The organism is Hydrogenovibrio thermophilus (genome assembly GCF_004028275.1).
In the GTDB taxonomy this organism is placed as follows: domain Bacteria; phylum Pseudomonadota; class Gammaproteobacteria; order Thiomicrospirales; family Thiomicrospiraceae; genus Hydrogenovibrio; species Hydrogenovibrio thermophilus.
This window is the reverse complement of sequence record NZ_CP035033.1, coordinates 1,730,563-1,755,300: the sequence shown is the minus strand read 5'-3', so window position 1 is coordinate 1,755,300 and position 24,738 is coordinate 1,730,563. Positions and strand designations below refer to the sequence as shown.

At 51.4% G+C, this 24,738-nt stretch carries 24 protein-coding genes; 16 read left to right on the top strand and 8 right to left on the bottom strand.

The window, feature by feature from the left end; translation table 11 throughout:
- Positions 1 to 12: 12 nt before the first annotated feature.
- Positions 13 to 549, bottom strand: coding sequence for a hypothetical protein (locus EPV75_RS08285; RefSeq protein WP_127119515.1), 537 nt, complete (start codon positions 547 to 549; stop codon positions 13 to 15).
- 337 nt (positions 550 to 886) lie between these two features.
- Here EPV75_RS08285 and EPV75_RS08280 point away from each other — a divergent pair, with 337 nt between their 5' ends.
- Positions 887 to 1,273, top strand: coding sequence for a hypothetical protein (locus EPV75_RS08280; RefSeq protein WP_128385076.1), 387 nt, complete (start codon positions 887 to 889; stop codon positions 1,271 to 1,273).
- Between the two features lie 13 nt (positions 1,274 to 1,286).
- Here the strand turns inward: EPV75_RS08280 and EPV75_RS08275 are convergent, their stop codons facing one another.
- Positions 1,287 to 1,724, bottom strand: a complete 438-nt coding sequence (locus EPV75_RS08275; protein ID WP_128385075.1) for an acyl-CoA thioesterase — start codon at positions 1,722 to 1,724, stop codon at positions 1,287 to 1,289.
- Positions 1,725 to 1,816: 92 nt separating this feature from the next.
- Between EPV75_RS08275 and aroC the strand changes: the two genes are divergently transcribed.
- From aroC to ppnP, 8 genes are all read left to right on the top strand, one after another.
- Positions 1,817 to 2,917, top strand: a complete 1,101-nt coding sequence (gene aroC / locus EPV75_RS08270; RefSeq protein ID WP_128385074.1) for a chorismate synthase — start codon at positions 1,817 to 1,819, stop codon at positions 2,915 to 2,917.
- A 143-nt stretch (positions 2,918 to 3,060) separates the two neighbouring features.
- Positions 3,061 to 4,212, top strand: coding sequence for an MFS transporter (locus EPV75_RS08265; RefSeq protein WP_128385073.1), 1,152 nt, complete (start codon positions 3,061 to 3,063; stop codon positions 4,210 to 4,212).
- 27 nt (positions 4,213 to 4,239) lie between these two features.
- The gene (locus EPV75_RS08260; protein WP_128385072.1) at positions 4,240 to 4,635 is read left to right on the top strand and encodes a hypothetical protein; all 396 of its coding nucleotides are present in this window, start codon (positions 4,240 to 4,242) and stop codon (positions 4,633 to 4,635) included.
- 295 nt (positions 4,636 to 4,930) lie between these two features.
- The gene (locus tag EPV75_RS08255; protein WP_128385071.1) at positions 4,931 to 6,208 is read left to right on the top strand and encodes an O-acetylhomoserine aminocarboxypropyltransferase/cysteine synthase family protein; all 1,278 of its coding nucleotides are present in this window, start codon (positions 4,931 to 4,933) and stop codon (positions 6,206 to 6,208) included.
- 27 nt (positions 6,209 to 6,235) lie between these two features.
- Positions 6,236 to 6,412 carry a hypothetical protein gene (locus tag EPV75_RS12255; protein WP_164730739.1) on the top strand — a complete coding sequence of 59 codons (177 nt, stop codon included), beginning with the start codon at positions 6,236 to 6,238 and terminating at the stop codon, positions 6,410 to 6,412.
- A gap of 9 nt (positions 6,413 to 6,421) precedes the next feature.
- Complete coding sequence (gene gloA, locus EPV75_RS08250) at positions 6,422 to 6,817, top strand: lactoylglutathione lyase (RefSeq protein WP_068649680.1); 396 nt, start codon at positions 6,422 to 6,424, stop codon at positions 6,815 to 6,817.
- Positions 6,818 to 6,865: 48 nt separating this feature from the next.
- A complete protein-coding gene (locus EPV75_RS08245; protein WP_127119522.1) occupies positions 6,866 to 7,318 on the top strand; it encodes a DUF2721 domain-containing protein in 453 nt (150 codons plus the stop codon).
- A 65-nt stretch (positions 7,319 to 7,383) separates the two neighbouring features.
- Positions 7,384 to 7,698: a pyrimidine/purine nucleoside phosphorylase gene (ppnP, locus tag EPV75_RS08240; RefSeq protein WP_128385070.1), complete on the top strand. Its 315-nt coding sequence runs from the start codon at positions 7,384 to 7,386 to the stop codon at positions 7,696 to 7,698.
- Positions 7,699 to 7,785: 87 nt separating this feature from the next.
- On the opposite strand, the gene EPV75_RS12250 is transcribed toward ppnP, so the two are convergent.
- Positions 7,786 to 7,959 (bottom strand): hypothetical protein, encoded by a 174-nt coding sequence (locus EPV75_RS12250; protein ID WP_164730740.1) that lies wholly within the window; start codon positions 7,957 to 7,959, stop codon positions 7,786 to 7,788.
- Between the two features lie 148 nt (positions 7,960 to 8,107).
- On the opposite strand from EPV75_RS12250, the gene EPV75_RS08235 reads away from it, so the two are divergent.
- Entirely contained in the window at positions 8,108 to 9,688 is a 1,581-nt protein-coding gene (locus EPV75_RS08235; RefSeq protein WP_128385069.1) for a SulP family inorganic anion transporter, read from the top strand.
- A gap of 389 nt (positions 9,689 to 10,077) precedes the next feature.
- On the opposite strand, the gene EPV75_RS08230 is transcribed toward EPV75_RS08235, so the two are convergent.
- The 3 genes from EPV75_RS08230 to trpS all read right to left on the bottom strand — a co-directional run bounded on the left by EPV75_RS08230 (position 10,078) and on the right by trpS (position 15,797).
- The gene (locus EPV75_RS08230; RefSeq protein ID WP_128385068.1) at positions 10,078 to 13,230 is read right to left on the bottom strand and encodes an efflux RND transporter permease subunit; all 3,153 of its coding nucleotides are present in this window, start codon (positions 13,228 to 13,230) and stop codon (positions 10,078 to 10,080) included.
- Positions 13,231 to 13,232: 2 nt separating this feature from the next.
- On the bottom strand, positions 13,233 to 14,456 hold the full coding sequence (locus tag EPV75_RS08225; RefSeq protein ID WP_128385067.1) for an efflux RND transporter periplasmic adaptor subunit: 1,224 nt from the start codon (positions 14,454 to 14,456) through the stop codon (positions 13,233 to 13,235).
- 336 nt (positions 14,457 to 14,792) lie between these two features.
- The gene (gene trpS / locus EPV75_RS08220; protein ID WP_128385066.1) at positions 14,793 to 15,797 is read right to left on the bottom strand and encodes a tryptophan--tRNA ligase; all 1,005 of its coding nucleotides are present in this window, start codon (positions 15,795 to 15,797) and stop codon (positions 14,793 to 14,795) included.
- Positions 15,798 to 16,105: 308 nt separating this feature from the next.
- Between trpS and pcnB the strand changes: the two genes are divergently transcribed.
- The 6 genes from pcnB (at position 16,106) to EPV75_RS08190 (ending at position 21,347) form a co-directional block, all read left to right on the top strand.
- Positions 16,106 to 17,545 carry a polynucleotide adenylyltransferase PcnB gene (pcnB, locus tag EPV75_RS08215; protein ID WP_128385065.1) on the top strand — a complete coding sequence of 480 codons (1,440 nt, stop codon included), beginning with the start codon at positions 16,106 to 16,108 and terminating at the stop codon, positions 17,543 to 17,545.
- A gap of 11 nt (positions 17,546 to 17,556) precedes the next feature.
- Positions 17,557 to 18,057, top strand: coding sequence for a 2-amino-4-hydroxy-6-hydroxymethyldihydropteridine diphosphokinase (gene folK, locus EPV75_RS08210; protein WP_128385064.1), 501 nt, complete (start codon positions 17,557 to 17,559; stop codon positions 18,055 to 18,057).
- Positions 18,058 to 18,092: 35 nt separating this feature from the next.
- Entirely contained in the window at positions 18,093 to 18,884 is a 792-nt protein-coding gene (panB, locus tag EPV75_RS08205; RefSeq protein WP_128385063.1) for a 3-methyl-2-oxobutanoate hydroxymethyltransferase, read from the top strand.
- Positions 18,885 to 19,739, top strand: a complete 855-nt coding sequence (panC, locus tag EPV75_RS08200) for a pantoate--beta-alanine ligase (protein WP_128385062.1) — start codon at positions 18,885 to 18,887, stop codon at positions 19,737 to 19,739.
- A 67-nt stretch (positions 19,740 to 19,806) separates the two neighbouring features.
- On the top strand, positions 19,807 to 20,568 hold the full coding sequence (locus EPV75_RS08195; protein ID WP_029938411.1) for a motility protein A: 762 nt from the start codon (positions 19,807 to 19,809) through the stop codon (positions 20,566 to 20,568).
- Positions 20,568 to 21,347, top strand: a complete 780-nt coding sequence (locus tag EPV75_RS08190; protein WP_128385061.1) for an OmpA/MotB family protein — start codon at positions 20,568 to 20,570, stop codon at positions 21,345 to 21,347. The genes EPV75_RS08195 and EPV75_RS08190 overlap by 1 nt, the downstream gene beginning before the upstream one ends.
- A gap of 53 nt (positions 21,348 to 21,400) precedes the next feature.
- On the opposite strand, the gene panD is transcribed toward EPV75_RS08190, so the two are convergent.
- Together panD and ppc are read right to left on the bottom strand one after the other, a co-directional pair.
- Positions 21,401 to 21,790 carry an aspartate 1-decarboxylase gene (gene panD, locus EPV75_RS08185; RefSeq protein ID WP_128385060.1) on the bottom strand — a complete coding sequence of 130 codons (390 nt, stop codon included), beginning with the start codon at positions 21,788 to 21,790 and terminating at the stop codon, positions 21,401 to 21,403.
- A 122-nt stretch (positions 21,791 to 21,912) separates the two neighbouring features.
- The gene (ppc, locus tag EPV75_RS08180; RefSeq protein WP_128385059.1) at positions 21,913 to 24,702 is read right to left on the bottom strand and encodes a phosphoenolpyruvate carboxylase; all 2,790 of its coding nucleotides are present in this window, start codon (positions 24,700 to 24,702) and stop codon (positions 21,913 to 21,915) included.
- Positions 24,703 to 24,738: the final 36 nt, after the last annotated feature.

Below are 24,738 nucleotides of genomic sequence, written 5' to 3'. Positions count from 1 at the left end.
GATGAATCGGTTTTAAGGTTGGTCCAACGCACCCAGACGCGCCACGTCATAGGCACCGGATTCAGTATCGAGTTGATAGATATTGAAATTGGTGTCGATGTCGAAGCCTTGTAAACGCTTGGCGTAGTTGGTGGACAGACTGCCTTCCGGTGAATGCACGCGGTGGAAAACATAAGGCTCCCAGCCGAGAATGGCGGCGCCGTCGTGAATTTTTTCGCCGTTGTGATAGACCGCATCGGCGGTGACTTCAAAGCGTTCCACCTGGCCGTGCTTTTCCGAATACAACTCCACTAAACGCTTCCCTTGATGCACCACCAGTTTGTCTTCCTGGTCGGTGTGCATGTACCAATACCAGGTGTCGTCACCGGCAATCAATGGGCTTTTGCCGCCCGGTTCGTGAATTACCAAATCCACGCCCGCCAGGCCGTCGGTGACGCCTTCAACGCTGAAAAACTGGACGTTTGGGGTGTTGCGTAACGGTTTCAGGGGAATGATAAAACACAGGTGTTCGATATAGGTTTGGCGGGCGCCGGGTTCAATGCTTAACATGCTCAGTCTCTTTGTGATTCGATAATGAAAACCGCGGGATGCTCGAACCGGGCGCCGTTGCCGCTGTCGTGAGGCTTTCGGTTAAAGTGTAAGCAATCGCTTGCCGCTTGCCAAGTGAATATTTTGAGACAAATTCCGGGTGACGGTTTGAGTGGAAAACGCTCATTTCTACTCAAACCGTTTTACGGCTTATTACGAATACTTATTAACATCTCATTATATTCTATTATCTTTTTGATGGTGGACGGCGGTAGGATAGTTTCAAGGCTGCCGTATCCGGCCATTTCGAGAGGTCAGAATGCAGAGCAGCTTATCCATGAAGCTGAGGAGAGTGGTCATGAATATCAAGCAACTCGGGTATGGTTTGGTTTTTGGAGTGCTGGGCATGCCAGGCCTGGCTCAGGCGGATGAAACCAAAGCCATTTTCTTGAACGGTCTCTATGGAGATGCCACACCGCAAAATCCGTTGCCGGTGAAACTGGAGGTCATCAACGGTAAGGCGAAAGGGTGCATTATCGAAGGTGAGGCGGTGCTGAACAAGCGTCATCGCCGTTACGAATACACCTTACAGGCACCGCAATGCGTGCATCAGGGGCAGAAAGTGGCGGTGGGCACGTTGGTGCGCGGTCAGCACAATATTCCGGGCACCATGGCCAACAGCGGTATGGGGCGTGGTTATTGGTTTTCCAATAAAGGCTTGATCGTCACCTTATCCGAGCAATAAGCTGTGTTATGGGTCATTGCGTCGTTTCGTACGGTGTAATGAATTCCGGTGGAATCTTGCAGGCCTGGTGGGTTTTCAGATTCATGCAGGCCCATTGCGTATGGCCGAAAAACACCTCTTTGCCGTCGGCTAGCCGGAATACCTGATAATAGCGGCGGCGTTGGCAGCAGCCGATTTGTTCGCCCACCCAAGTGCCAATCAGCAATTCGTCGCCCAGATGACAGGCGGAACGATAATTCAACTCATGCTGCCGCACCACCATGATTTTACCGACTTGGCGTTGCACCGATTCGTCGATGCCTACCGCCAGACTGTGTTGCCAGGAGATGTGTTCCATCCAATTCAAATACACCTTGTTGTTGACGTGATCGAGAAAGTCGATTTCGTCTTCGGTGACGGTGTGGTTTTCGATAAAGGGCTTGGGATGCCGCCATTTAAGTGATGCGTTCATTCGGTTTGCCGGATTGCGGTTCATTGAGGTAATTTGGCGTGACTCCTAGTATAATGCACCGATTACATGAAAGAAATTCGAGAAAGTAAATTATGTCGGGCAATACGTTAGGGAAAAATTTTTGTGTGACCACCTTCGGTGAAAGCCATGGAATCGCGTTGGGTGCGATTATCGATGGTTGCCCTCCGGGACTGGAATTGACGGAAGAGGACATTCAGGTTGAATTGGATCGTCGCAAACCGGGCACGTCAAAACACGCCACGGCGCGCCGCGAAGACGACAAGGTGCAGATTCTCTCCGGCGTGTTTGAAGGCAAAACCACCGGCACGCCAATTGGTCTGATTATTCACAACACCGACCAGCGTTCCAAGGATTATTCCAAAGTGGCGGAAACCTTTCGCCCGGCGCATGCCGATTACACTTACACCCAAAAATACGGCGTGCGCGATTATCGCGGCGGCGGGCGTTCTTCCGCGCGTGAAACCGCTATGCGCGTGGCAGCGGGGGCGATTGCCAAGAAATATTTAAAAGAGCGTTTGGGCATTGAAATCAAAGGCTATCTGTCACAGTTGGGGCCGATTACGGTGGAAAACGTGACTTGGCCGTTCGATAACGATAACCAATATTTTTGCCCGGACCCGGTCAAAAAAGAAGAAATTCGTGAATACATGGATAATCTGCTGAAGCAGAAGGATTCCGTCGGCGCGAAAATTTCCATCGTGGCGAAGAATGTGCCGGTTGGGTTGGGCGAGCCGGTGTTTGACCGTTTGGATGCCGATTTGGCCCATGCGTTGATGAGCATCAATGCGGTGAAGGGCGTGGAAATCGGCGATGGGTTTGCCGTCGCTGCGCAACGCGGCACCGAACACCGCGATGAGATGACGCCGGAAGGCTTTGATTCCAATCATGCCGGTGGCATTCTGGGCGGTATTTCCACTGGGCAGGACATCATTGCGCACATCGCTTTGAAACCGACCTCCAGCATTATGACGCCGGGGCGCAGCATTAACCGCGACGGCGAAGCGGTCGAAATGGTGACCAAAGGCCGTCACGACCCTTGCGTGGGTATTCGCGCCACGCCGATTGCCGAGGCGAAAGTGGCGTTGGTGCTGATGGATCATTTTATGCGAAACCGTGCCCAAAACGGCGATGTGGTGCCGCCGATTATGGATTTGGCGCACCCGGAAGCTTAATTTCACCTAACCTAAGCTGATTAAGCTACATTTTTCTATTTCAAATTCGGCTCGAGCCAATGGCGTTTGATAAATCCCGATCATGGTTCGAGAAGCGCCCGTTTCAAACGGGTGTGATGTTTTCGAGTCTCTGAGGAGCTTGCATGCCGGAACAGCTTTATCGACAAGCCTATCCAAAGCTTTCCAGTTTTTACTTTTTCTATTTCATGTTGTTCGGCGGGCTGATTCCGTATATCGGCTTGTATTATCAGTCGCTGTCTTTCAACGCCATTCAAATCGGCCAATTGATGGCGATGTTCATCGCCACCAAAATCGTGGCGCCGAATGTCTTAGGCTGGTTGGCGGATAAAACCGGCCGACCGATTTTCTGGTTACGCTGGACGGCGTTTTTAACCGTGGTGTTCTCAGTTGGCTTTGTGACCACCGATTCGTTTCTGGGCTTGCTGTTGACGGTGTTCGGCTTCGGCTTCTTTTTTCATTCCGCTTTGCCATTATTTGAATCCTATACGTTCACCACCTTGAAAGGGGTGAAGGAACGCTATGGCTTGGTGCGGCTGTGGGGCTCGGTCGGGTTTATTGCCGCCGTGTTGTGGTTGGGGTGGCAAATAGAGGCCTGGTCGATCGCGACCTTGCCGTGGACCTTGGTGGGCTTGGCCGTGGTGATTTGGCTGGCAACGTTTGCGGTGCAAGAACACCCGGTGGCGCAGCATGAAGACCACGCCAGTTCGTTTTGGACCATTATCAAACAGCCGTGGGTGGCGAGTTTATTGGCCGCCAGCATTCTGATTCAATTCTCGCACGGCACCTATTACAGCTTTTACAGCATTTTTCTGGACGAACACGGTTACAGCAAAAACGTCATTGCCTGGTTGTGGGCGCTGGGCGTGTTGGCGGAAATTGCGGTGTTCTTCTGGATGGTGCCACTCTTCCGGCGCTTCCGGGTCAAAACCTTGTTGATGGCGAGCTTGGTGTTGACGTTATTGCGCTGGGTGATCATTCCATTGGTGATTGACGATTGGGTGTGGTTGGCGTTCGCGCAACTGCTACACGCCGCCAGTTATGGCCTGTTCCATGCCGCGGCGATTTATCTGATCGACCATCATTTTTATGGCGACAACCAAAGTAAAGGGCAGGCGATTTATGCCTCGGCCAGTCATGGGTTGGGCGGTGCCTTGGGGATGTTGGCGGCCGGTTATGCCTGGTATGCCGGCGGTGCAGATTGGGCGTTTGGTATGTGTGCCTTGGCGGTATTGTTGGCGATTGGGGTTGCGCAAAAATGGGTTCGTTATGACTAAAGGGGCCACAACCAACGGGGTTACAAGATGATGACGTGGCGCTATGGCTTGCTGTACTTTGCAACGGTGTTTGCCGCCGGTTTTATACTGGGGACGATTCGAGTGCTGAGTTTGGAACCTTGGCTGGGCGTACGCTATGCGGAGTTACTGGAAATGCCGATCATGCTGGCGGTGGTGTATTTTTCAGCCCGTTACTGGGTAAAACGCGCGCAAGCCCAACCGAAACCGGTGAGTTTTTTCGGCATGGGCTGGGTGGCGTTGGGGATGCTCTTGACGTTGGAGTTGACATTGGTTTTGGGTTTGCGTGGTTTGACGGTATCGGAGTATTTGGCCACGCGGGATTGGGTGTCCGGCAGCGCTTATGTTGTGTCGCTGTTGGTGTTTGCTTTTTTGCCGAAATGGTTGTCATTGAAATCGACGTGAGACGCCCATCGGTTTTTGTGCAGAATTTGACCAGGCCTGGCAGATTTCAAGTATGTGAATTCAGGTCGTCTCTATTTGACAGATTACGGAAATATCACTAGTATTAATGCTAGATAACAAACGCTATGTTGTTGAAAATAAAGTATTAATTTTTGTCCTGTTGAGATGGAAATTATTAATGATGTTCGATGCTGGCGTGCTGAAAATAATAAAATAACTGCAATAACAATGTCTTAACAAGCACGGCTTGCTATTTGAGACGTGGCATTGCTTCGCTAACTCATAAAGGATCAATATGAAACTGGAATCCATCGCGCTTCACCACGGCTATGAATCGGAAAGTACCACCAAATCGGCCGCTGTTCCCATTTATCAAACCACGTCTTATACCTTCGACGACACCCAACACGGGGCGGATTTGTTTGACCTGAAAGTTCCGGGGAACATTTACAGCCGAATCATGAACCCGACGTGCGATGTATTGGAAAAACGCATGGCGGAAATGGAAGGCGGTGTGGCGGGTTTGGCGTTGGCCACCGGTATGGCGGCGATTACCTATGCGATTCAGACCATCGCGCAGGCCGGGGACAATATTGTCAGTACCAGCCAGTTGTATGGCGGCACCTATAACCTATTCGCGCATACGTTCCCGCGTCAGGGGATTGAAGTGCGAATGGTGAAGGCGGATGATTACGACGCGTTTGAAGCGGCGATTGACGACAAAACACGCGCCATTTTCTGTGAGTCCATCGGAAATCCGGCCGGGAATGTGGTGGACGTGGCACGCCTGGCGGAAATCGCGCATAAGCACGGTTTGCCGTTGATGGTGGATAACACCGTCGCGACGCCGTATTTGTGTCGCCCGATTGATTTGGGCGCGGACATTGTCATTCACGCTTTGACCAAATTCGTGGGTGGTCACGGCACTACCTTGGGCGGGATTGTCATTGATTCCGGTAAATTCGACTGGGTGGCGAACAAGGAACGTTTCCCGATGTTGAACGAGCCGGATCCGTCTTATCACGGCGTGAGTTATACGCGTGATATTGGGGCGGCGGCCTTTATCGCCCGTTGTCGTGTGGTGCCGTTGCGTAATACCGGCGCGGCCTTGTCGGCACACAGCGCTTTCTTGTTGTTGCAAGGGTTGGAGACTTTGGGGCTGCGCATGGAGCGCCATTGCGAGAACACCCTGAAGGTGGCCGAATACTTGAAACAACATCCGAAAGTGTCTTGGGTGAATTATGCGTCTTTGCCGGATGACAAGTATCATGACGTTTGCGTGAAGACCACGAAAGGTTCCGGTTCCGGTATTTTGAGCTTTGGCATTAAAGGCGGACGTGAAGCGGGTGGTCAGTTCATTGATGCGTTGCAGATGATTCTGCGTTTGGTGAATATCGGTGATGCCAAGTCGTTGGCGTGTCACCCGGCGACCACGACGCACCGCCAATTGAGCCCGGAAGAGTTGGAAAAAGCCGGCGTTTCGGAAGATTTGGTGCGTTTGTCCATTGGCATTGAGCACATAGATGATATTATTGCGGATATCGAACAAGCACTGGAAAACGTCAAGGACTAAGCCGACGATTCCTGACAGGAGGGCGTGATGATGCACTTTTTATGGTTGCTGTTGCTGCTGGTCATCGGCATTATTTGCATGAAGCTGGCGGAAATGAAAGGGCGTTCTCCGTACGCGTGGGCGGTTCTGGGCATTTTGTTCGGCCCGCTGGCGTTGATCGTGTTGCTGTTCTTGAAACCGATTAATGGAAACGAATTAGAATAAGGAGTCAACATGCGTTTATTGCACACCATGTTACGAGTGGGCGATTTGGAAAAATCGATTCAGTTCTACACCGATGTGTTGGGTATGAAATTGTTGCGCCGCAAAGATTATCCGAAAGGCGAATTCACCCTGGCCTTTTTGGGGTACGGCGATGAAGAGAACAACACGGTTTTGGAATTGACCTACAATTGGGGTGTTTCCTCGTACGACTTGGGCGAAGGCTATGGACATATCGCCATTGAAGTGGACGATGTCTATCAGGCGGCGGACGCGGTGAAAGCGGCCGGTGGTAAAATCATTCGCGAGGCGGGGCCGATGAATGCCGGTACCACCATTATTGCGTTTGCCGAAGATCCGGACGGTTATCAGATCGAATTCATCGGTGCGGACCACGAACGTTCGTAACGTCGTTTTATTTCTTAGTATTTTCTAACACTTTAAAAAGGTAACTTCATGACCGAGTTGTTTTCCGATGCCGTGCCGGTAAATACGGTGTCCCACTTGATTCAGCTGTCTGTGGCGCCGGTGTTTTTGCTGGCCGGTATCGGGAGCTTGCTCGGGGTGTTGGTCAGTCGTCTGTCTCGGATTGTTTCCAAGTCGGAGGAGTTGAGCAACATCCTGCTCATGGAGAAATCGCAAAGCCCGGTGGACCGTCGTTCCAGCGAAATCCGCCAACGTTTGGATTTTCTGGAGCGCCGCCGCCGTTATCTCAATCACGCGATTCTGGCCTGTACCATGACCGGTTTGCTGGTGGCGCTGGTGATTATGATCATGTTCTTGAGTGCGTTTTTCGCATTTAACGGGTCGGTACTCATCGCGGTACTGTTTATTCTGGCCATGGCCTCCTTGATTGTGGGGTTGCTGATTTTCCTGCGTGAGATTTATTACGCCTCGCACCCGCGTTAAGCGCTTTCATTCAGCGGGGCTTCGGCTATAATACGTTTCTTTTTTGTGTCTGATAAGGATGGCCGATGTCACAGTTTGAGAACGTCACCGCCGTAAAAGCGGCGAATATTTATTACGATGGAAAAGTCACCAGCCGTACGTTGTTGTTTTCGGATGGCAGCAAGAAGACGTTAGGCATTTTGTTGCCGGGCGATTATGAATTCGGTACCGAAGCGGCGGAAATCATGGAAATGTTGGCCGGAGAAGTCGAGGTGTTGTTGCCGGGTGAAACCGAATGGCAAACCGTGGTTGGGGGTGAAACCTTCAATGTACCGGCCAATTCAAAATTCGGCATCAAGGTCAAAACCGTGGCCGATTATTGCTGTTCTTATATCGAGTGATGACTAAGCCGTCGGTAGGCGGCGAGGTCGATATTCGTTGCTTTAAAACGCCCAGGCCTGGGCGTTTTTGATTTATTCAATCGATATTTATTCTTTCGGTTTTGGGTCCGACGTTGGGTTGGCAGCCGCTTCCGATGATGCTTTGCGTTGTTTCGCTTTTTTACGTTTGACGGATTTGAAATAGAAGTGCAGTCCGAAATGAACGGCAATCAGCAGGATGAAAACGCCCATCATGATTTCGCCGATATGGTTGATCCACATAAGATAGCCTTTGATTTATAGCCTTTGATTTTCCCGTTTGTTTTTAAGGGGTTGCTCGGGCCCGGCTTGTGCCGAGGCCTGGATAAAACGCCTCATTTTACGCTTTTTCTGTTAGAATTTGCGCGGTTTTCAAAAGAAAGGATTCAAGATGACTCAGTCCCCCTCTAACGCCTTTGATTGGCGTAAATACAAAGCCGACACCTTGTCGGGCATTACCGTTTCGCTGGCGTTGGTGCCGGAAGCGGTCGCCTTTGCCTTCGTGGCCGGGGTGCATCCGTTGGTCGGGTTGTATGCCGCGATTATCGTCGGTTTCATCACCTCCATGTTCGGCGGGCGCCCGGGTATGATCTCCGCGGCGGCCGGTTCCTTGGCGGTGGTGATGATGCATTTGGTGATGGAGCACGGCGCCACTTACCTGTTCGCGGCGGTCATTATGATGGGGGGTTTCCAGATATTCATCGGTTGGATGAAGTGGGGGCGGTTTATCCGCATGGTGCCGAGTCCGGTCATGCTCGGCTTCGTGAACGGTTTGGCATTGGTCATCTTGATTGCCCAGTTTACTCAGTTTAAAGATACGGACGGCAATTGGTTGTCCGGCGACAGTCTGTACATCATGATGGGCATCATTGCCGTCACCATGGCGATTATTTATTTGTTGCCGCGCTTGACCAAGGCGGTGCCATCCGCGTTGGCGGCGATTGTACTGGTGACTTTGGCGGTGATTTTCTTTGATATGAATACCGTTACGGTCGGCGATAAAGCGGCGGTGTCCGGTACTTTGGAATCGTTGGTGTTCGGTGACGGAACGGAAAACGGTTTCCAAGGCATGACCTGGATGACGGCGTTGCCGGATAACTTCTTCAGCCTGGAAACGCTTTGGATTATTTTGCCCTATGCGATTATTTTGACGATTATCGGTTCGGTGGAATCCTTGTTGACGATGACGTTGATTGATGACATCACTGAAACTCGCGGTAAAGGGAACCGTGAATGTATCGCGTTGGGCGCGGCCAACTGTACGGCCGGTACCTTCGGCACCATGGGCGGCTGTGCTTTGATCGGTCAGTCGATGATTAACGTCAGTTCCGGCGGCACTGGGCGCTTGTCCGGCATTACCGCCGCGTTGGGCTTGTTGGTGATCGTGTTAATTGCGGCGCCCTGGATTGAGATGGTGCCGATTGGTGCGTTGGTTGGCTTGATGTTCTTTGTGGTCATCGCCACCTTTAACTGGTCGAGCTGGAATATCATGCGCGGCATGACCAAGATGGATGCGTTTGTCATGGTGCTGGTGACGGCGTTGACGGTGATTTTCGATTTGGCGGTGGCGGTGATTGCCGGTGTGGTTGTGTCGGCATTGGTCTTTGCATGGCAACATGCTCAAAGAGTCATGGTGGAAACCTCGGAAATGACGTCGGATGACGGCCGAAAAGGTAAAATTTATAAAGTGTACGGCCCTTTGTTCTTTGCGTCGTCGCAGAACTTTATTGATATGTTTAATCCGAAAAGCGATCCGGAATGCGTACACATCGATTTTCAGCATTCCCGTGTGTACGATCACACCGGGGTGGAAGCGATTGATAGCCTGACGAAAAAATACAAAGCCGAAGGCAAGAAAATCGTATTGAAGCATTTGAGCCCTGAGTGCCAGAATCTGTTGGACGAAGCCAGAGACTTGGTGGAAGTGAATGTGTCGGAAGACCCGCACTATCATGTGTCGCTGGGCAAATAAACCAGACCCATAGGCTGACGCGATAGGCGTCAGTGATGAGGGCGAACAAACCCCGTATGAGTTAATTCATACGGGGTTTTTTTATGCCTACTGGGTGTCTCTGGAGTCATCCATTCTATGCGGTATCGGTATGACATCGTTTGAAATAAGGGGGGAAGAGGGTGCTTGTAGTAGATAGTGCTGAATAGCGTTTGTGAGAATGTGTGAGTTTGGGGCCACACATTGGTTGGGTTCTGATTGGCTTTGAGGAAAAGGCGTCAGGAATGTATGAATAGTTAGAAGGGGGATTGGGGGGAATCAGGCGGGCATAAAAAAGCCCGTCGAAAACCACCAGACCTGGCGGTTTTGGGACGGGCAATCGAAAGAAAACTTAAAACTGTCTTTCTAGGTTACTCTGCAGCGGGTTTGGTCAATTTCTTGGCAAACCATTGCTGCATCACAACGAAGAACATTGGTACCAGGAAGATGCCCAGTGCCGTGGCACTGACCATACCGCCCAATACCCCGATCCCGATCGCATGGTGCGCACCGGAACCGGCGCCCGCGCTCAACGCCAATGGCAGAACCCCGAAACCGAAGGCCAAAGAGGTCATCAAAATCGGTCTCAAACGCATTTTTGCGGCACGGATACTGGCTTCGACGGCTTCGACACCTTCTTCCACCAATTCTTTAGAGAACTCGACAATCAGGATGGCGTTTTTGGTCGCCAGGCCGACGATTGTCAATAAGCCCACTTGGAAATAAATGTCGCTCGGCATCTGGAAGAAGTTCGCGGCAATCAAAGTCCCTAAGGCCCCCAATGGCACGATCAACATAACCGAGACCGGTAAACTCCAGCTCTCATAGAGCGCGGCCAAACACAGGAAGACGACCAGAATCGACAGGGCGTAAAGCAAGGTAGCTTTCGATCCCGCCGCTTTTTCTTCATAAGACAAGCCGGTCCATTCGATGCCGATGCCTTTCGGCAGGGTTTGGGCAATCTGTTCAATCGCTTGCATGGCTTGTCCGGAACTGACGTTCGGCGGAGACGCCCCGAGCACTTGCAAGGCCGGAACGCCGTTATAACGTTCTAACTTCGGTGATTCCTTGGTCCACTGAGTGGTCAGGAAGGCCGTCGCCGGAATCATTTCGCCTTGGTTGTTGCGAACATACCAGTCCTGCATGTCTTCCGGACGCATCCGGTAAGGGGCATCGGCCTGCACGTAGATTTTCTTCACTTTACTTTGTTTGATGAAGTCATCGACGTAAGCACTCCCCCAGGCCACAGACAAGGCGGTGTTGATGTCTGAAACTTTCAAGCCTAATGCTTCGGCTTTCTGTTTGTCGACTTTCATTTCCAACACTGGCGCCGGTTCCTGGCCGTTCGGACGAACGCCAACCAAGTTTGGATTTTGGCTCGCCATGCCCAATACCTGGTTACGGGCGTCGTACAGTTTGTCGCGTCCGAGTCCGGCATTATCCTTCACGTAAAGGTTGAAGCCGGTGGCGTTCCCCAGTTCGATGACCGGTGGCGGGCCGAAGGCGAACACCATGCCTTCCTTGATCTGGCTGAACTTGGCCATGGCGCGTCCGGCAATGGCGTTGACACTTTGTGCCGGGCTGGAACGTTCCGACCATGGTTTCAGGTTGATGAAGGCGATGGCGGTGTTTTGCCCGGTTCCTGAGAAGTTAAAGCCCAACACCGTGAACAAGCTGGCGATGTTTTCGCGCTCGGTGCTCAAATAATGGTCTTCGACCTGTTTGACCACTGCAAGGGTTTGCTCGCGTGTCGCGCCTGGCGGCATCATGACCTGAGTGAACATGAAGCCTTGATCTTCTTCCGGCAGGAAGCCGGATGGCGTTTTGGTATACAGATAACCGGTAGCCGCGACGATCAGGGCATAAATCAGCAAGAACGAATAACGGTGTTTGATAACGCCCTTAACGCCTCGACCATAGCCGTTGGTCGCGCGGGTGAAGTTGCGATTAAACCAACCGAAAAAGCCGCGGGATTCTTTTTCTTTATCCACCGGTTTCAAAATGGTGGCACACAACGCCGGTGTTAAAATGAACGCGGCCATCACCGACAGCACCATGGCCGATACGATGGTGACGGCGAACTGTTTATAAATGACCCCGGCCGACCCCGGGAAGAAAGCCATCGGCAGGAAGACGGCACTCAAAACCAGGCCGATGCCGATCAGGGCGCCGGAAATCTGATTCATGGAACGACGTGTCGCTTCCTTGGCCGGCAGGCCTTCTTCGTGCATCACCCGTTCGACGTTTTCCACCACGACAATGGCGTCATCCACCAGTAACCCGATGGCGAGTACCATCGCGAACATGGTCAAGGTGTTGATGGAATAACCGAAATAGGCCAGTACCCCGAAAGTACCGAGCAACACCACCGGCACCGTAATTGTCGGGATAAAGGTCGCGCGCAGGTTCCCGAGGAACAGGTACATAATCAAAACCACCAGGATGACGGCTTCAATCAGGGTTTGAATGACCGATTCGATGGAAATTTGAATGAACGGGGTGGTGTCGTATGGGAAGAGGTATTCCATGCCGTCCGGGAACAGCTCCGACAATTCAGCCATGCGTTTTTTCACACGTTCCGCCGTGTCCAGTGCGTTGGCCGATGGTGTGATTTTGACCGCAAAACCGGCCGCCGGGGTGCCTTCGTAACGAGCCATTTTGCTGTACGTATCGGCCCCGATTTCAACGCGGGAGACATCGCCGACCGTGATGGTGGCACCACTTTCATCGGTTTTGACGATGACGTTGCGGAAATCGTCCACCGTCTTCAAGCGACTTTGCAGGTTCACCGTCACGTTAATCGGTTGGTCTTCAACAGCCGGAGATGCGCCCAGTTGACCGGCGGTGACTACGGCGTTATTGGCTTGAATTGCGCTGACGACGTCGGTGGACGTCAATTCGTATTTCGCCAATTGATGCGGGTTCAACCAGATACGCATGGCGTATTCGGCACTGAACTGCAAGGTTTCGCCTACGCCTTCGACGCGACTAATTTGATCAATAATATGGGTGGCGGCATAGTCTCCCAGGTCAAAGGCGTTCAAGCTTTTGTCCGGCGAAACGAGCGTGACCACCATCAAGAAGTTCCGCGCCTTTTTGGCGACTTGAATCCCTTGTTTCTGTACAGCATCGGGGATTGACGACATGGCCGTTTGCAGCTTGTTTTGAATCTGCATCTGGGCAATGTCGGCATCGGTACCGTTTCTGAAATACAGTTGGATTTCAGCTTGTCCGGTCGACTCACTGGTGGACGACATGTACAACAAGCCGTCCAGGCCTTTCATCTTGTTCTCGATGACCTGGGTGACCGTGTCCTCAATGACTTGAGCGGATGCCCCCGGATAGGTGGCCGTCACACTGATCATCGGCGGCGCGATGGACGGGAACTGGGAAACCGGTAAGCTTTTGATGGAAATGACGCCGGCAATCATCACTAACAGCGCGATAACCCAAGCGGTGACCGGCCGGTCGATGAAATGGGTCGCAAAGCTGCGACGGGCTTTATTGAGCTTTTCTGCGGCCATGTTTATTTTCCTTCCTTAGCATTCTCGGGTGCTTTTGTGGCGCTTGGTGCGGCATCGGGTTTAGCGCCCATAACGGCGGCTTTTATGCCGGGACGGATAAATTGCAAGCCTTTGACGATGATTTGGTCGCCTGGCTGTAAGCCATCGGTAATCACCCAGCTTTCTTTGTACAATCCTTTTTCTTTGACCGGACGTACCGTGACGGTGCCGTCTTGGGCCAAGACCATCACAAAGGCATGGCCAAGCGTATCGCGACTGAGCGATAGGGAAGGCACTAAGTAAACGTCTTTATGGTAGCCGGTCATGACGGAACCACGGATGAACATGCCGGGTAACAGTTGTGTGTCCGGGTTGTCGAACTCGGTTCTGAGAATGATGGTATCGGTCGATTCGTCGACACTGAATTCAGACAGTTTGATGTGGCCGGTGTGCTCGTATTTCTCGCCGTTATCGAATGTGATCGTGACCGGGAATTTTTCGATGTTCATTTCCGGGTTCTTTTTCATGGCACGCTTCAGAATCGCCGCGTAATAAGACGGCACGGAGAAATCCACGTAAATCGGGTCTAGTTGTTGGATGGTGGCCATGACTTCCGCTTGGTTATTCATGACCAAAGCGCCTTTGGTGAAGCTGGATCGACCGATCATGCCGGATACCGGTGCTTTGATTTTGGTTCTTTCCAAGTTGATGGAAGCGGTTTTCAAGGCGGCCTTGTTGGCTTCCAGGTTGGCTTTGGCTTCTCTCAAAGTCGCCAAGGCATCGTCCAGCACCTGCTCACTGACGGCGTTGATTTTCACCAAACGCTGGTTTCGCTTCACTTTCAATTCGGCGTTGGTCAACAAGGCCTGGGATTTTTTAATCTCGGCTTGGGCATTGTCGTAAAGTGCTTGGTAGGTTTCATCGTCGATTTTGTACAGGATGTCACCTTTTGATACATGCTGACCTTCTTCAAACAAACGCTCGGTGATGATGCCGTCGACCTGTGGACGGACTTCGGCGATGGTGAACGGCACCGCGCGCCCGGTAAAGGAAAGCGTATTGGGAACTTGGGTAGGTTCGGCTTTTTGGATACCGACTTGCGGCATACGGTGCATACCGGCACCGGCGTTTTGTTTTGCATCGCCGCCACCCGTTAGGCTGTCACAGCCGTTGAGCGTGACCGCAAGCCCGGCCGATAAAACCAGGGCGCTGAATTTGAGTGCTGAACGAGATGTAAAATTTTTCATTATTTTACCTACCATTTGTTATGTTCTTTGAATGAGGGTCAGAGCATTACGGCATCGACTGTGTTGAGCGGCGCTTTGAGCCGGGCAGAGGAAGCCAGAAAATATACTGTTATGGGATTATAAATTAAATGCGTTACTTTTGTGTAACATTTTAGGTGAAAAAGGGGAAAAGAATCAAGCCTGAAAAAAGTGCGGTTGAATCGAAAAAATTCTTGAGCGCTTGAGAAGGGTATTTAAGCATAAAAATACGAGGAACGAAAAACGGCTTTCCGCATAAAACATAAAAACGACCAGGCCTGGTCGTTTTTATGGGCGGTAAGATAAAAATCTTAGCGTTTATGGTAAAACGAAACCAATCGCTTCCTGAACGTCACGCAACGTTTTTTGAGCGTTTTCGCGTGCCGTGTCGGCGCCTTTTTTCAAAATCGCTTTCAGTTCGGCTTCATCGTTACGAATCGTATGGTAACGCTCCTGGATTGGCTGCAGGTAGTCGGCGACCAATTCTCCCAGTTCGACTTTCAAGTGGCCATACATTTTGCCTTCGAAGTGTTTGACCACCTCGTCGATGGGTTGCCCGCTGATGACCGAGTAGATGGTCAAGAGGTTGGACACGCCCGGTTTGTTTTCCACGTCGTAGGTGATTTCCGTGCCGGAATCGGTTTGCGCTTTTTTGAATTTTTTGATGATGGTTTTCGGGTCATCGAGCAAAGCGATGAAGTTGTTTTTGTTTTCGTCGGACTTGGACATTTTCGAGGTCGGGTCCTGCAAACTCATAATGCGTCCGCCGGACGTCGCCGGTGGAATGAACGGTTCCGGTACCTTGAAAATTTCCCGGTCGAAACGGTTGTTGTAACGTACCGCCAAGTCACGAGTCAGTTCCAAATGTTGTTTTTGGTCCGCGCCGACCGGTACCATTTCGGTTTGGTACAGCAGGATGTCCGCCGCCATCAGAACCGGGTAGTCGAACAGCCCGACATTGATGTTCTGGGCGTGTTTCTGCGATTTGTCCTTGAATTGCGTCATGCGGTTAAGCTCGCCCATGTAAGTCGAGCAGTTCAGCAACCAGGCCAGTTCGGCGTGTTCCGGTACATGGGACTGAATGAAGACGGTGCTTTTTTCCGGGTCGATGCCGCTGGCCAGATACAAGGCGACAAAATCCAGACTGCGCTTTGCCAGCTCTTGCGGACTTTGTTCGACGGTGATGGCGTGCATATTGACCAACGAAAAAAGACAGTTGTAATCATCCTGCATCTGCACCCAGTTTTTGATGGACCCGATGTAGTTGCCAATCATAAGGTCGCCTGAAGGCTGGATGCCGCTGAATAATGTCGGTTTGTTCATGGTATTTTCCGTTGGTTCCGTTAACGTTTGTTTAAAAAGAGCCTATTAATAATTTTTAAAGGTCACAATTGTTTTTCGCCGAATGGCGGTGAAATCGGCCTTGTCGTGCAAGGACTTAGCCGATTATTTTCGCACTTTTAAAATGAAAAAGCGAGCGGTCAAGGCGTCTGTTGGTTTGGAAACGGAGAGAAAGCATTTCGAGTTTAGTGGACTTGTAAAAGTGTGAATCGTGCGCAAGTGGATTGCAGTCTGTGGAAAAGTCGTTAAAATGTTTTCTTTAACCACTCGAAAATCCTATCCTTATAAATATGCAACGATTGATTCATAAAATAAAATCCTTTTTCTCTGCCTCTGATTCAGACCTTTCTTTTCAATCGCCTTCCAAACTCAAGATTATTGATCGTAAACAGCATGGGATTTCCCGTAAGCAAATCGATAAGGAAGCGTTGGATGTACTTTACGGTTTGAAGCGTGCCGGTTATGAGGCTTATCTGGTCGGTGGCGGGGTACGTGACATTTTGTTAGGTTTGGAACCGAAGGATTTCGATGTGGTGACCAATGCCGAGCCGGAGCAGGTCAAAGCGGTGTTTAAGAGCCGTTGTCGCTTGATTGGGCGCCGTTTCCGTTTGGCCCATGTGTATTTCGGGCGAAACGCCATTGAGGTGGCGACCTTCCGTGGCGATGGCGAAGGGCGTCAGTCGGGCAATCGTAAGCAAGTCAACAATACCCGCGCGGTGGACGATTCCGGGCGTTTGGTGCGTGATAATGTGTATGGTTCCATCGACGAAGACGTTTGGCGCCGTGACTTTACCATCAACAGTCTCTATTACAATATTCGCGATTTTTCAGTAGTGGATTACGCTGACGGCATGACCGACTTGCGCAATGGACAACTGCGTTTGATCGGCGATCCGGAAACCCGTTACCGGGAAGACCCGGTCCGCATGATTCGTGCGGTGCGTTTTGCCGCCAAACTGGGCTTCGAAATCGAGCCACGCACCAAGGCGCCGATTTACGAGTTGGGACATTTGTTGAAAGACGTGTCGCACGCCCGTATGTTCGAAGAGGTTCTGAAGCTGTTTCACAGCGGGGTGGCGATTGAAGTCTTTGAAAAACTGCGTCACTTTGGGCTTTTCACCTTTTTGTTCCCGCAGACGCATCACCTATTGTCGCAAGAGTCGGAAGGCTTTCCGCGCATGCTGGTCATCGAAGCCCTGAAGAGTACCGATGCCCGTATTCAGGCCGAAAAAGGGGTTAATCCGTCGTTCTTGTTCGCAGCCATGCTGTGGGAGCCGATGTTGCAGCGTATGGAGCAGCATTTGGCGGAAGGCTTTTCCCGTCAGGATGCGATGTTTGCTGCGGCCAACGATGTGATTGAACAACAAATTTATTCCACATCGATTCCGAAGCGTTTCATTTCCCAAATCAAGGAAATCTGGAGCCTGCAATTCCGGCTGCTGAACCGGCACGGTAATCGACCGCAGAAATTGTCGGGGCATCCACGCTTCCGAGCGGCTTATGATTTTATGGGCATTCGCGTTGCAGCGGGTGACGACAGTCTGAAAGAAGTGTTCGACTGGTGGACGGAATATCAAAATTTGGATGCGGTCGATCAGGTGGCGTTTGCCAATGATGTGGAAAAGCCGAAAGGTCGGAGTCGTCGTCCTCGACGCAATCGAAATCCTTACCGTAAACGCAGCCACGGTCGTGGCGACCAGGCGGAAACGGTGTCGTCGGACGACGCCTGAAGCCTACAGCGATGACAACGACCATAACGGCGAGGGAAACCGATGTCTTTATCGGCATTGGCAGTAACCTGGAAAACCCCAAACAGCAGGTTTTGACTGCGATTGAGCGTTTGAAAAAGTTACCGGAAACTCATTGGCAAGGTGTGTCTCAATTGTATGGCTCTCGCCCGCAGGGACCTCAGGATCAACCGGATTTTGTCAATGCCGTCGCTTGGGTCAGAACCCGACTGTCGCCTTTGGCATTGTTGGATGCATTACAGGACATCGAGCGTACGCAGGGCAAAGTCAAAAAACGCCATTGGGGCGAGCGCTTGATTGATTTGGATGTGCTGCTGTATGGCGAAACGGTTATTGACGGACCGCGTTTGCAGGTGCCGCACCCGTTTATGACGGAACGGGACTTTGTATTGTTGCCGCTACTGGATTTAAAACCGGACGGTTGCATGCCGGACGGTCGGTCGTTTCAAGAATTGGCCGACCGGGTGTCGGACGTTTTCGTTAAACCGATTTGATTCCAAAATCGGTTTCACTCACACTGGAAATTATTATGAAAACCTTATCGAAGCTCAGAAAGATGAAAGTCGAAGGCGAAAAAATCGCCTGTTTGACGGCTTATGAAGCCAGCCAAGCCTATTGGGGCGTGGAAGCGGGGGTTGATGTTCTGCTGGTCGGCGATTCGCTCGGTATGGTGGTGCAAGGGCATGAGAATACCTTGCCGGTTTCGCTGGATGACATGGTTTATCACACCCAAATGGTACAACGTAAAAACCACCAGGTCTGGTGTGTCGCCGATTTGCCGTTTATGGCGGATGCCGACGTGTCGCAAGGTTTGGCCGCGGCGAGCCGTTTGATGAAGGAAGGTTTGGCCAATATGGTCAAGGTCGAAGGCGGCAAGCGGGTTTTGTCTCTGGTGCGTGCCTTGACCGATTTGGGTGTGCCGGTTTGTGGGCACTTGGGGCTATTGCCGCAATCGGTGCAGCTGAAAGGGTATCAAGTCGCCGGACGTGAAAAACAGGCCGCGCAAAAGTTGTTGGACGATGCAATCGCTTTGCAGGAATCCGGGGCGGAAATGCTGGTCTTGGAATGTGTGCCGGCCAGCTTGGCAAAAACCGTTACCGACCGTTTGTCGATTCCGGTGATTGGTATTGGTGCCGGTGTGGATACGGATGGACAGGTACTGGTTTGGCATGATGTGCTGGGCTTGACGCTGGGAAAAGCGCCGAAATTCGCCAAAAACTTTTTGCAGGAAGCCGATTCCGTACAAACGGCCTTGGCGCAATACGTGGCCGATGTGAAGCACCAGCGTTTTCCGGGGCCGGAACACTGGATGGGCGAATAAATGCTGCAGCTGGATAAAGTGTCGTCTCTGAGAGAGACGGTGATGGAATGGAAGCGTGCCGGACAACGGGTGGCACTGGTGCCGACGATGGGCAATTTGCATGCGGGTCATCTCAGTTTGGTGGACAAGGCTCGGCAAAAGGCCGACCGGGTGGTGGTCAGCGTTTTTGTGAATCCTTTGCAGTTTGGACCGAATGAAGATTTTGACCGTTACCCCCGCACCTATGAGCAGGATTGTGCTTATTTGCGGGAAAAACGCGTGGATGCCGTATTTGCGCCCTCCGTCGAGGAAATGTATCCAAATGGACAAGAACAGACATTGGTGGTGGCGCCGTCGCATTTGACCACGATTTTGGAAGGCGCTACCCGGCCAGGGCACTTTGACGGCGTCACCACGGTGGTGAATAAGTTGTTCAATATGGTTCAACCGGATGTGGCGGTGTTTGGCCAGAAAGATTTTCAGCAGGTGGCGGTGTTAAAACGTATGGTCGAAGATTTGTCCATGCCCGTCGAGTTGATTCGGGCCGAGATTATGCGGGATGCCGACGGTCTCGCATTGAGCTCCCGAAATCAGTATCTGGATGAAGCTCAACGTCGGATCGCGCCCAAACTGTTTGTGGTGTTGCAATCGGTTCGGATGGCGATTGAGTCCGAAAACGATGATTTCAGGGCATTGGAAGCAACAGCCACGCAACAGTTGCTGGCAGAAGGGTTTGACGCTGTGGATTATGTGAATATCCGTCAAACCGACTCGCTGGAACCGGTTGATTCCGCGGGCGAGAACTGTGTGATTGTGGCCGCCGCCCGTTTAGGGAAAACGCGCCTGTTGGATAATGTACTGGTGGCGCCGCATTAAAAAACAAAAATAACCAGGCCTGGTCAGAACAGGTCTTTCGTGACACTCTAACAATAAGATATTAACCATGAGTTTTTCTACCTTTATCGGCCTCTTTCTCGGGGTGGCCATCGTTCTCGTCGCCATGTCGATGGGATCTTCCATTCTGATCTTTATTAATATTCCCGGTTTGATGATTGTCATCGGCGGTACCATCGCCGCGACCATGATTCGGTATTCCTATCATGAAGCCATGCATGCCGTGGCGATGTCGTTTCGCATTTTGATGCCGTCTAACGATATTAAAGACAAAAATGAATTGATTGATTTGACGGAAGATTTACTGAGAACGTCGCGTTCGAAAGGGTTTTTGGCACTGGAGAACATGGAAATCAATCATGAATTTTACCGCCGCGGCATTCGCATGATGGTGGACGGTTATTCCAAGGATTTGATTCGTCAGACCTTGTTGGAAGAGAACAAACTGCTGGTGGAGCGAGCGGAAACCAGTGCCGGGGTGTTTGCTTCCATTGGCGGTGCGGCACCGGCTTTTGGCATGATCGGGACGCTAGTAGGCTTGATTCAAATGTTATCGAACCTGTCGGATCCGGCGTCGATTGGTCCGGCGATGGCCGTTGCCATGCTGACGACCTTATATGGGGCGATGATCGCCAACCTGTTTGCCTTGCCGATGGCCGATAAAATCACGACCTGGGGGCAGGAAGAATCCTTGCGTCAGTTGATGATTGTCGATGCTTTGGAGGCCATCAGTCAGGGACAAAATCCAAATATCATGCGGGACATGCTTTCCCCTTATTTGGAAACCAAACCTTTGGTGGACGAGGCCTGATGGCGAAGAAAAAGTGTAATGATGCGCCTTGGTTGGCGACGTTCGCGGATTTGATGTCACTGTTGATGGCGATTTTTGTGTTGTTGTTTGCGATGTCGACCTTGGACGCCCATAAATACGAAGCGATTGTTAAATCTCTGACGCATACCTTGGGACACGGGTCGGATTTGACCCAAACTCAAGTACAGTATTTCAAGCAGGCGGACGAACAGCGAAAGGTTGAGCAAGACCAAGACGGTGAAACGACGATTGAAAACCTGAAACCCTTGTATGAGAGCTTGGTGGAAACCTTTGCCATGGCGAGCCGCCAAAGCGATGTACAAGTCTCCTTGGACCCGGAGAAAAAACGGGTGCACATTTCCTTTCCCGAAAACATTTCCTTCCCCACCGGCAGTGCAGAATTGAAACCTGGGTTTGCGGTTTATTTAAGCAAATTACAGCCTTATGTCACTGAGTTTTCCAGAGTTCAGGCGGTTGGGCATACCGATAAACGCCCGGTTGTGGGCGGGCGCTTTAAATCTAATTGGGAACTGTCCAGTGCCCGCGCCGCGGCGGTTGTTCAAAAGCTGATTGAGAACGGTATTATTCAGTCCCGTCAGGCCGAAGTAGTCGGCGTGGCGGATACGTCGCCCTTGTCCTTGGCGGAAACCGAGGCTGGTTACGCGATGAACCGTCGAGTGGAGATTATCATTGAACCAAACTATTTTGAAGACGAAGGCCAGAGCGAGAATGTTCGAACTCAGTCGATTTCGGTAGAGGAAATGCAGATAAAAAAATAGCCCGACAAGGCGGGCTATCGATAATGCGGTTAAATGGTCTAATGAGTCTGAGTTTAAGCCATCTGCTGCATTTGCACCGGAATGGTATTCCGGGTATGAGTGATTTGGTTGTTTTCGTCGAAATACACCATAATCGGTTTATGCTCATCGGCTTCTTCTGCGTCCATGGTGGCGTAAGTCGCAATGATGAGCAAATCTCCAGGCGCCGCTTTATGCGCGGCCGCGCCGTTCACGGAAATGATGCCGCTATTGTCTTCCGCGCGAATGGCGTAAGTGGTGAAGCGGTTACCGTTATTGACGTTGTAAATCTGGATTTGCTCGTATTCTCGAATCCCTGCCACTTCCAAGAGGTGGCCGTCAATCGCGCAGGAACCTTCGTAGTCCAGTTCCGAATGCGTGGTGGTAACCCGATGGAGTTTCGATTTTAGCAAGGTAATTTGCATGCTTAACCTTCCTGTTAAATAAATCAGTTAGCTTTGTATTATAACCGATTTTGGTAAATGTTGTTCAGACCAAACAAGCGCTTCAATCGGTTGAAACGCTTGTAGTGCACTGAAGCCTGGTTTTAACCGGTGTTGCGCATCCCGGCTGCAATGGCGTTGATGCTGTTCAATAATGGTGTCAACCAGACTTCTCTTTCCTCTTCCGAGGTCTGTTCGTCTTTGTAACGTTTCAGAACCGCAACCTGGATGTGATTTAACGGCTCTAAATAAGGCGTCCGTCTGGAAAGCGACAACGCCAGTTGCGGTGTGTCGGCCATCAGATAGTTGTTACCGCTGATTTCCAGGCAGGTGTCCACCGAGCGGACATGTTCCGACGCGATCATATTGTAGATTTTGTCGGACTGAGCTTTGTCTTGCCCCAGTTCGCTATAGTCTTTACCGATCACCAGGTCGGTTTTGAACAGGGACATCTGGATATTGCTCAGCAGGGCGCGGAAGAACGGCCAGTTTTCATACATGTCTTTCAGCTGAGCATCGCCTTGCTCGTTGACCCAGTTGTCCAAAGCGAAACCAGTGCCGTACCAGGCCGGGAAGGTCAAGCGCGCTTGTGCCCAACCGAAAATCCATGGAATGGCGCGAATCGAAGATTTGGACAAATTGCCTTTCTTACGGTGAGACGGACGAGAACCGATGTTCAGCAGGCCGATTTCGTTGACCGGTGTGGCTTCGTAGAAGAATTTGAAGAAACCTTCGGTATGGTCGGTCAAATCGCGGAATGCGTGTTCGCCTTCTTTTGCCAGCTTTTGCATGGCTTCCAAGTGAGCCGGGTTGTCTTCCTGCGGTTTGCGTACCAGGCACTTACTGGCTTTCATCAAGCCGGTAATCCCCATCGACAATTCGTACATGGCGGTTTCGGCGTTGCTGTATTTGTAGGACAGCACTTCACCCTGTTCGGTGAACTTGATTTCGCCGCGAACCGTACCGGTCGGCTGCGAAAGAATGGAGCTGTGAGTCGGACCGCCGCCGCGACCGACCGTTCCGCCACGTCCGTGAAACAAGCGGCAGTCGATGCTGTATTCGTCGGCCAGCTTCATGATTTGCTGCTGGGCCTGGTAAAGCGTCCAGGCCGAGGAGAGGTTACCGCCGTCTTTTGCGGAATCCGAATAACCCAGCATGATTTCCTGTTGGTTACCGGACGCTTTCAGCAGGGCATGGTAAGTCGGGTTTTCGAACAGCGCCGAGGTGACCGGTACGATGTGTTCCAAATCCTGAATGGTTTCGAACAATGGCGAAACGCGGATTTTACAGTAAGGTTCGCCCGCATTGTAGCCTGCCAAGCCTGCTTGGTGGGCCAGGAACAACACTTCCATTACGTGGCTGGCTTCGTGTGTCATGGAGATGACGTAGTTGTTGAAGGCCTTTTCACTGATTTCTTCGCGCATGCGGCGCATGACGTGGAAGACTTCCAATACTTCCAGTGTCATGTCTTTCAAGTCCAGATGCTGGGTGTCGATAATGGTCGGAGAAGACACTTGTTGCGACAGTAGGTCCAGACGTTCGGCTTCTGAAAGGCTCATGTAGTCGATACCAAGGTGCGACAGCAGGTCGGCAACCGCTTCGGTGTGCACGGTGGATTCCTGACGGATGTCGAGACGCATCAGGTAGAAACCGAAAGTCTGTACCAGACGAATCAGGTCTTTCAAGTTGGCGTCCGCGACTTCCTGGTCACCGTGGCTGCACAGTGAATCGTAAATCAATCGCAGGTCGTCCAGGAATTCTTGTTCGTTTTTGTAGCCGAATTTCGGTTTTTCGGTCGGCTCATCATTCAATTGCGCTTCAATGTACGCGAGGTTGTCTTGCAAACGGCCGTGCATCAAATATAAGAAGCGGCGATAAGGTTCGTCGCGGAAACGGTCGGCGCGCTTATGGAAGACGCGCTCCTGTAGGTCGGCGTCGATAATGGTCGCGCGGTTGATGACTTCTTGTTTGATGTCGGAAATATAGCGCGATTGCGTCAAATGTGTGCTTAACTCAAACACGCGGCGCTGATATTCGTAGATAGCGGCGCGGCTTTGCATTAACAGAGCGTTCACGGTGGTTTCATGGGTGACGAACGGGTTGCCGTCTCGGTCTCCGCCAATCCAGGAACCGAAGGTTAGGAAGTTCGGGGTTTCGATGTTGTCGTCCGGATAGTGGCGGGCCAAAGCGCGCTCCATGTAACGGTAAACGCGAGGCACGGCTTTGAACAAGGATTGGCGGAAATAGTAGATGCCGTTACGGATTTCATCTTCAACCGTCGGTTTCATGCGACGGACTTCGTCGGTTTTCCACAGAACCTGGATTTGGTATTGAAGGCGTTTAATGACCTCTTCTTGAGCGTAAGGATTGTTGTAAGCTTCCGCTTCGTTCAGTTCGCCCAGGGTAATGAAGATACGGCGCAGGTTTTCCATGACCGCGCGGCGTTTCGATTCGGTCGGGTGAGCCGTGAACACCGGAATGTAGCACAGCTTATTGATCAGTGTTTCCACTTCCTGCGCGGAAAGGCCTTCTTGCTTGAATTCGCTGATGGTGTTCAAAACCGATCCCATCCAAAGCGGCCCGTCGGATTTCAGTTGGCTTTGACGTTCATGATATTGATGTTCTTCTTCGGCCAGGTTAACCAGGCTGAAATAAAGGTTAAACGCTCGGATGATGAGAATGAGGCTTTCAGGCGATTGTTCTTCGATGAATTGTTTGAGTTCTTGGCGGAGTTTCGGGTCGTCTTCTTTGTGGAGTTTGATGTAACCTTTTCGGAGTTTTTCCACGGCGTCGAGTGTGGACTTTCCGACTTGGGTTTCAATGACTTCCCCAAGGAGGGAACCCAGTAGTTTGACTCGAGATCGAAGTTGCTTATCGCGAAGTTCCTTTGCCATATTCTTTCCGTTTCTGATTTAAAATTCTAAAAAAAT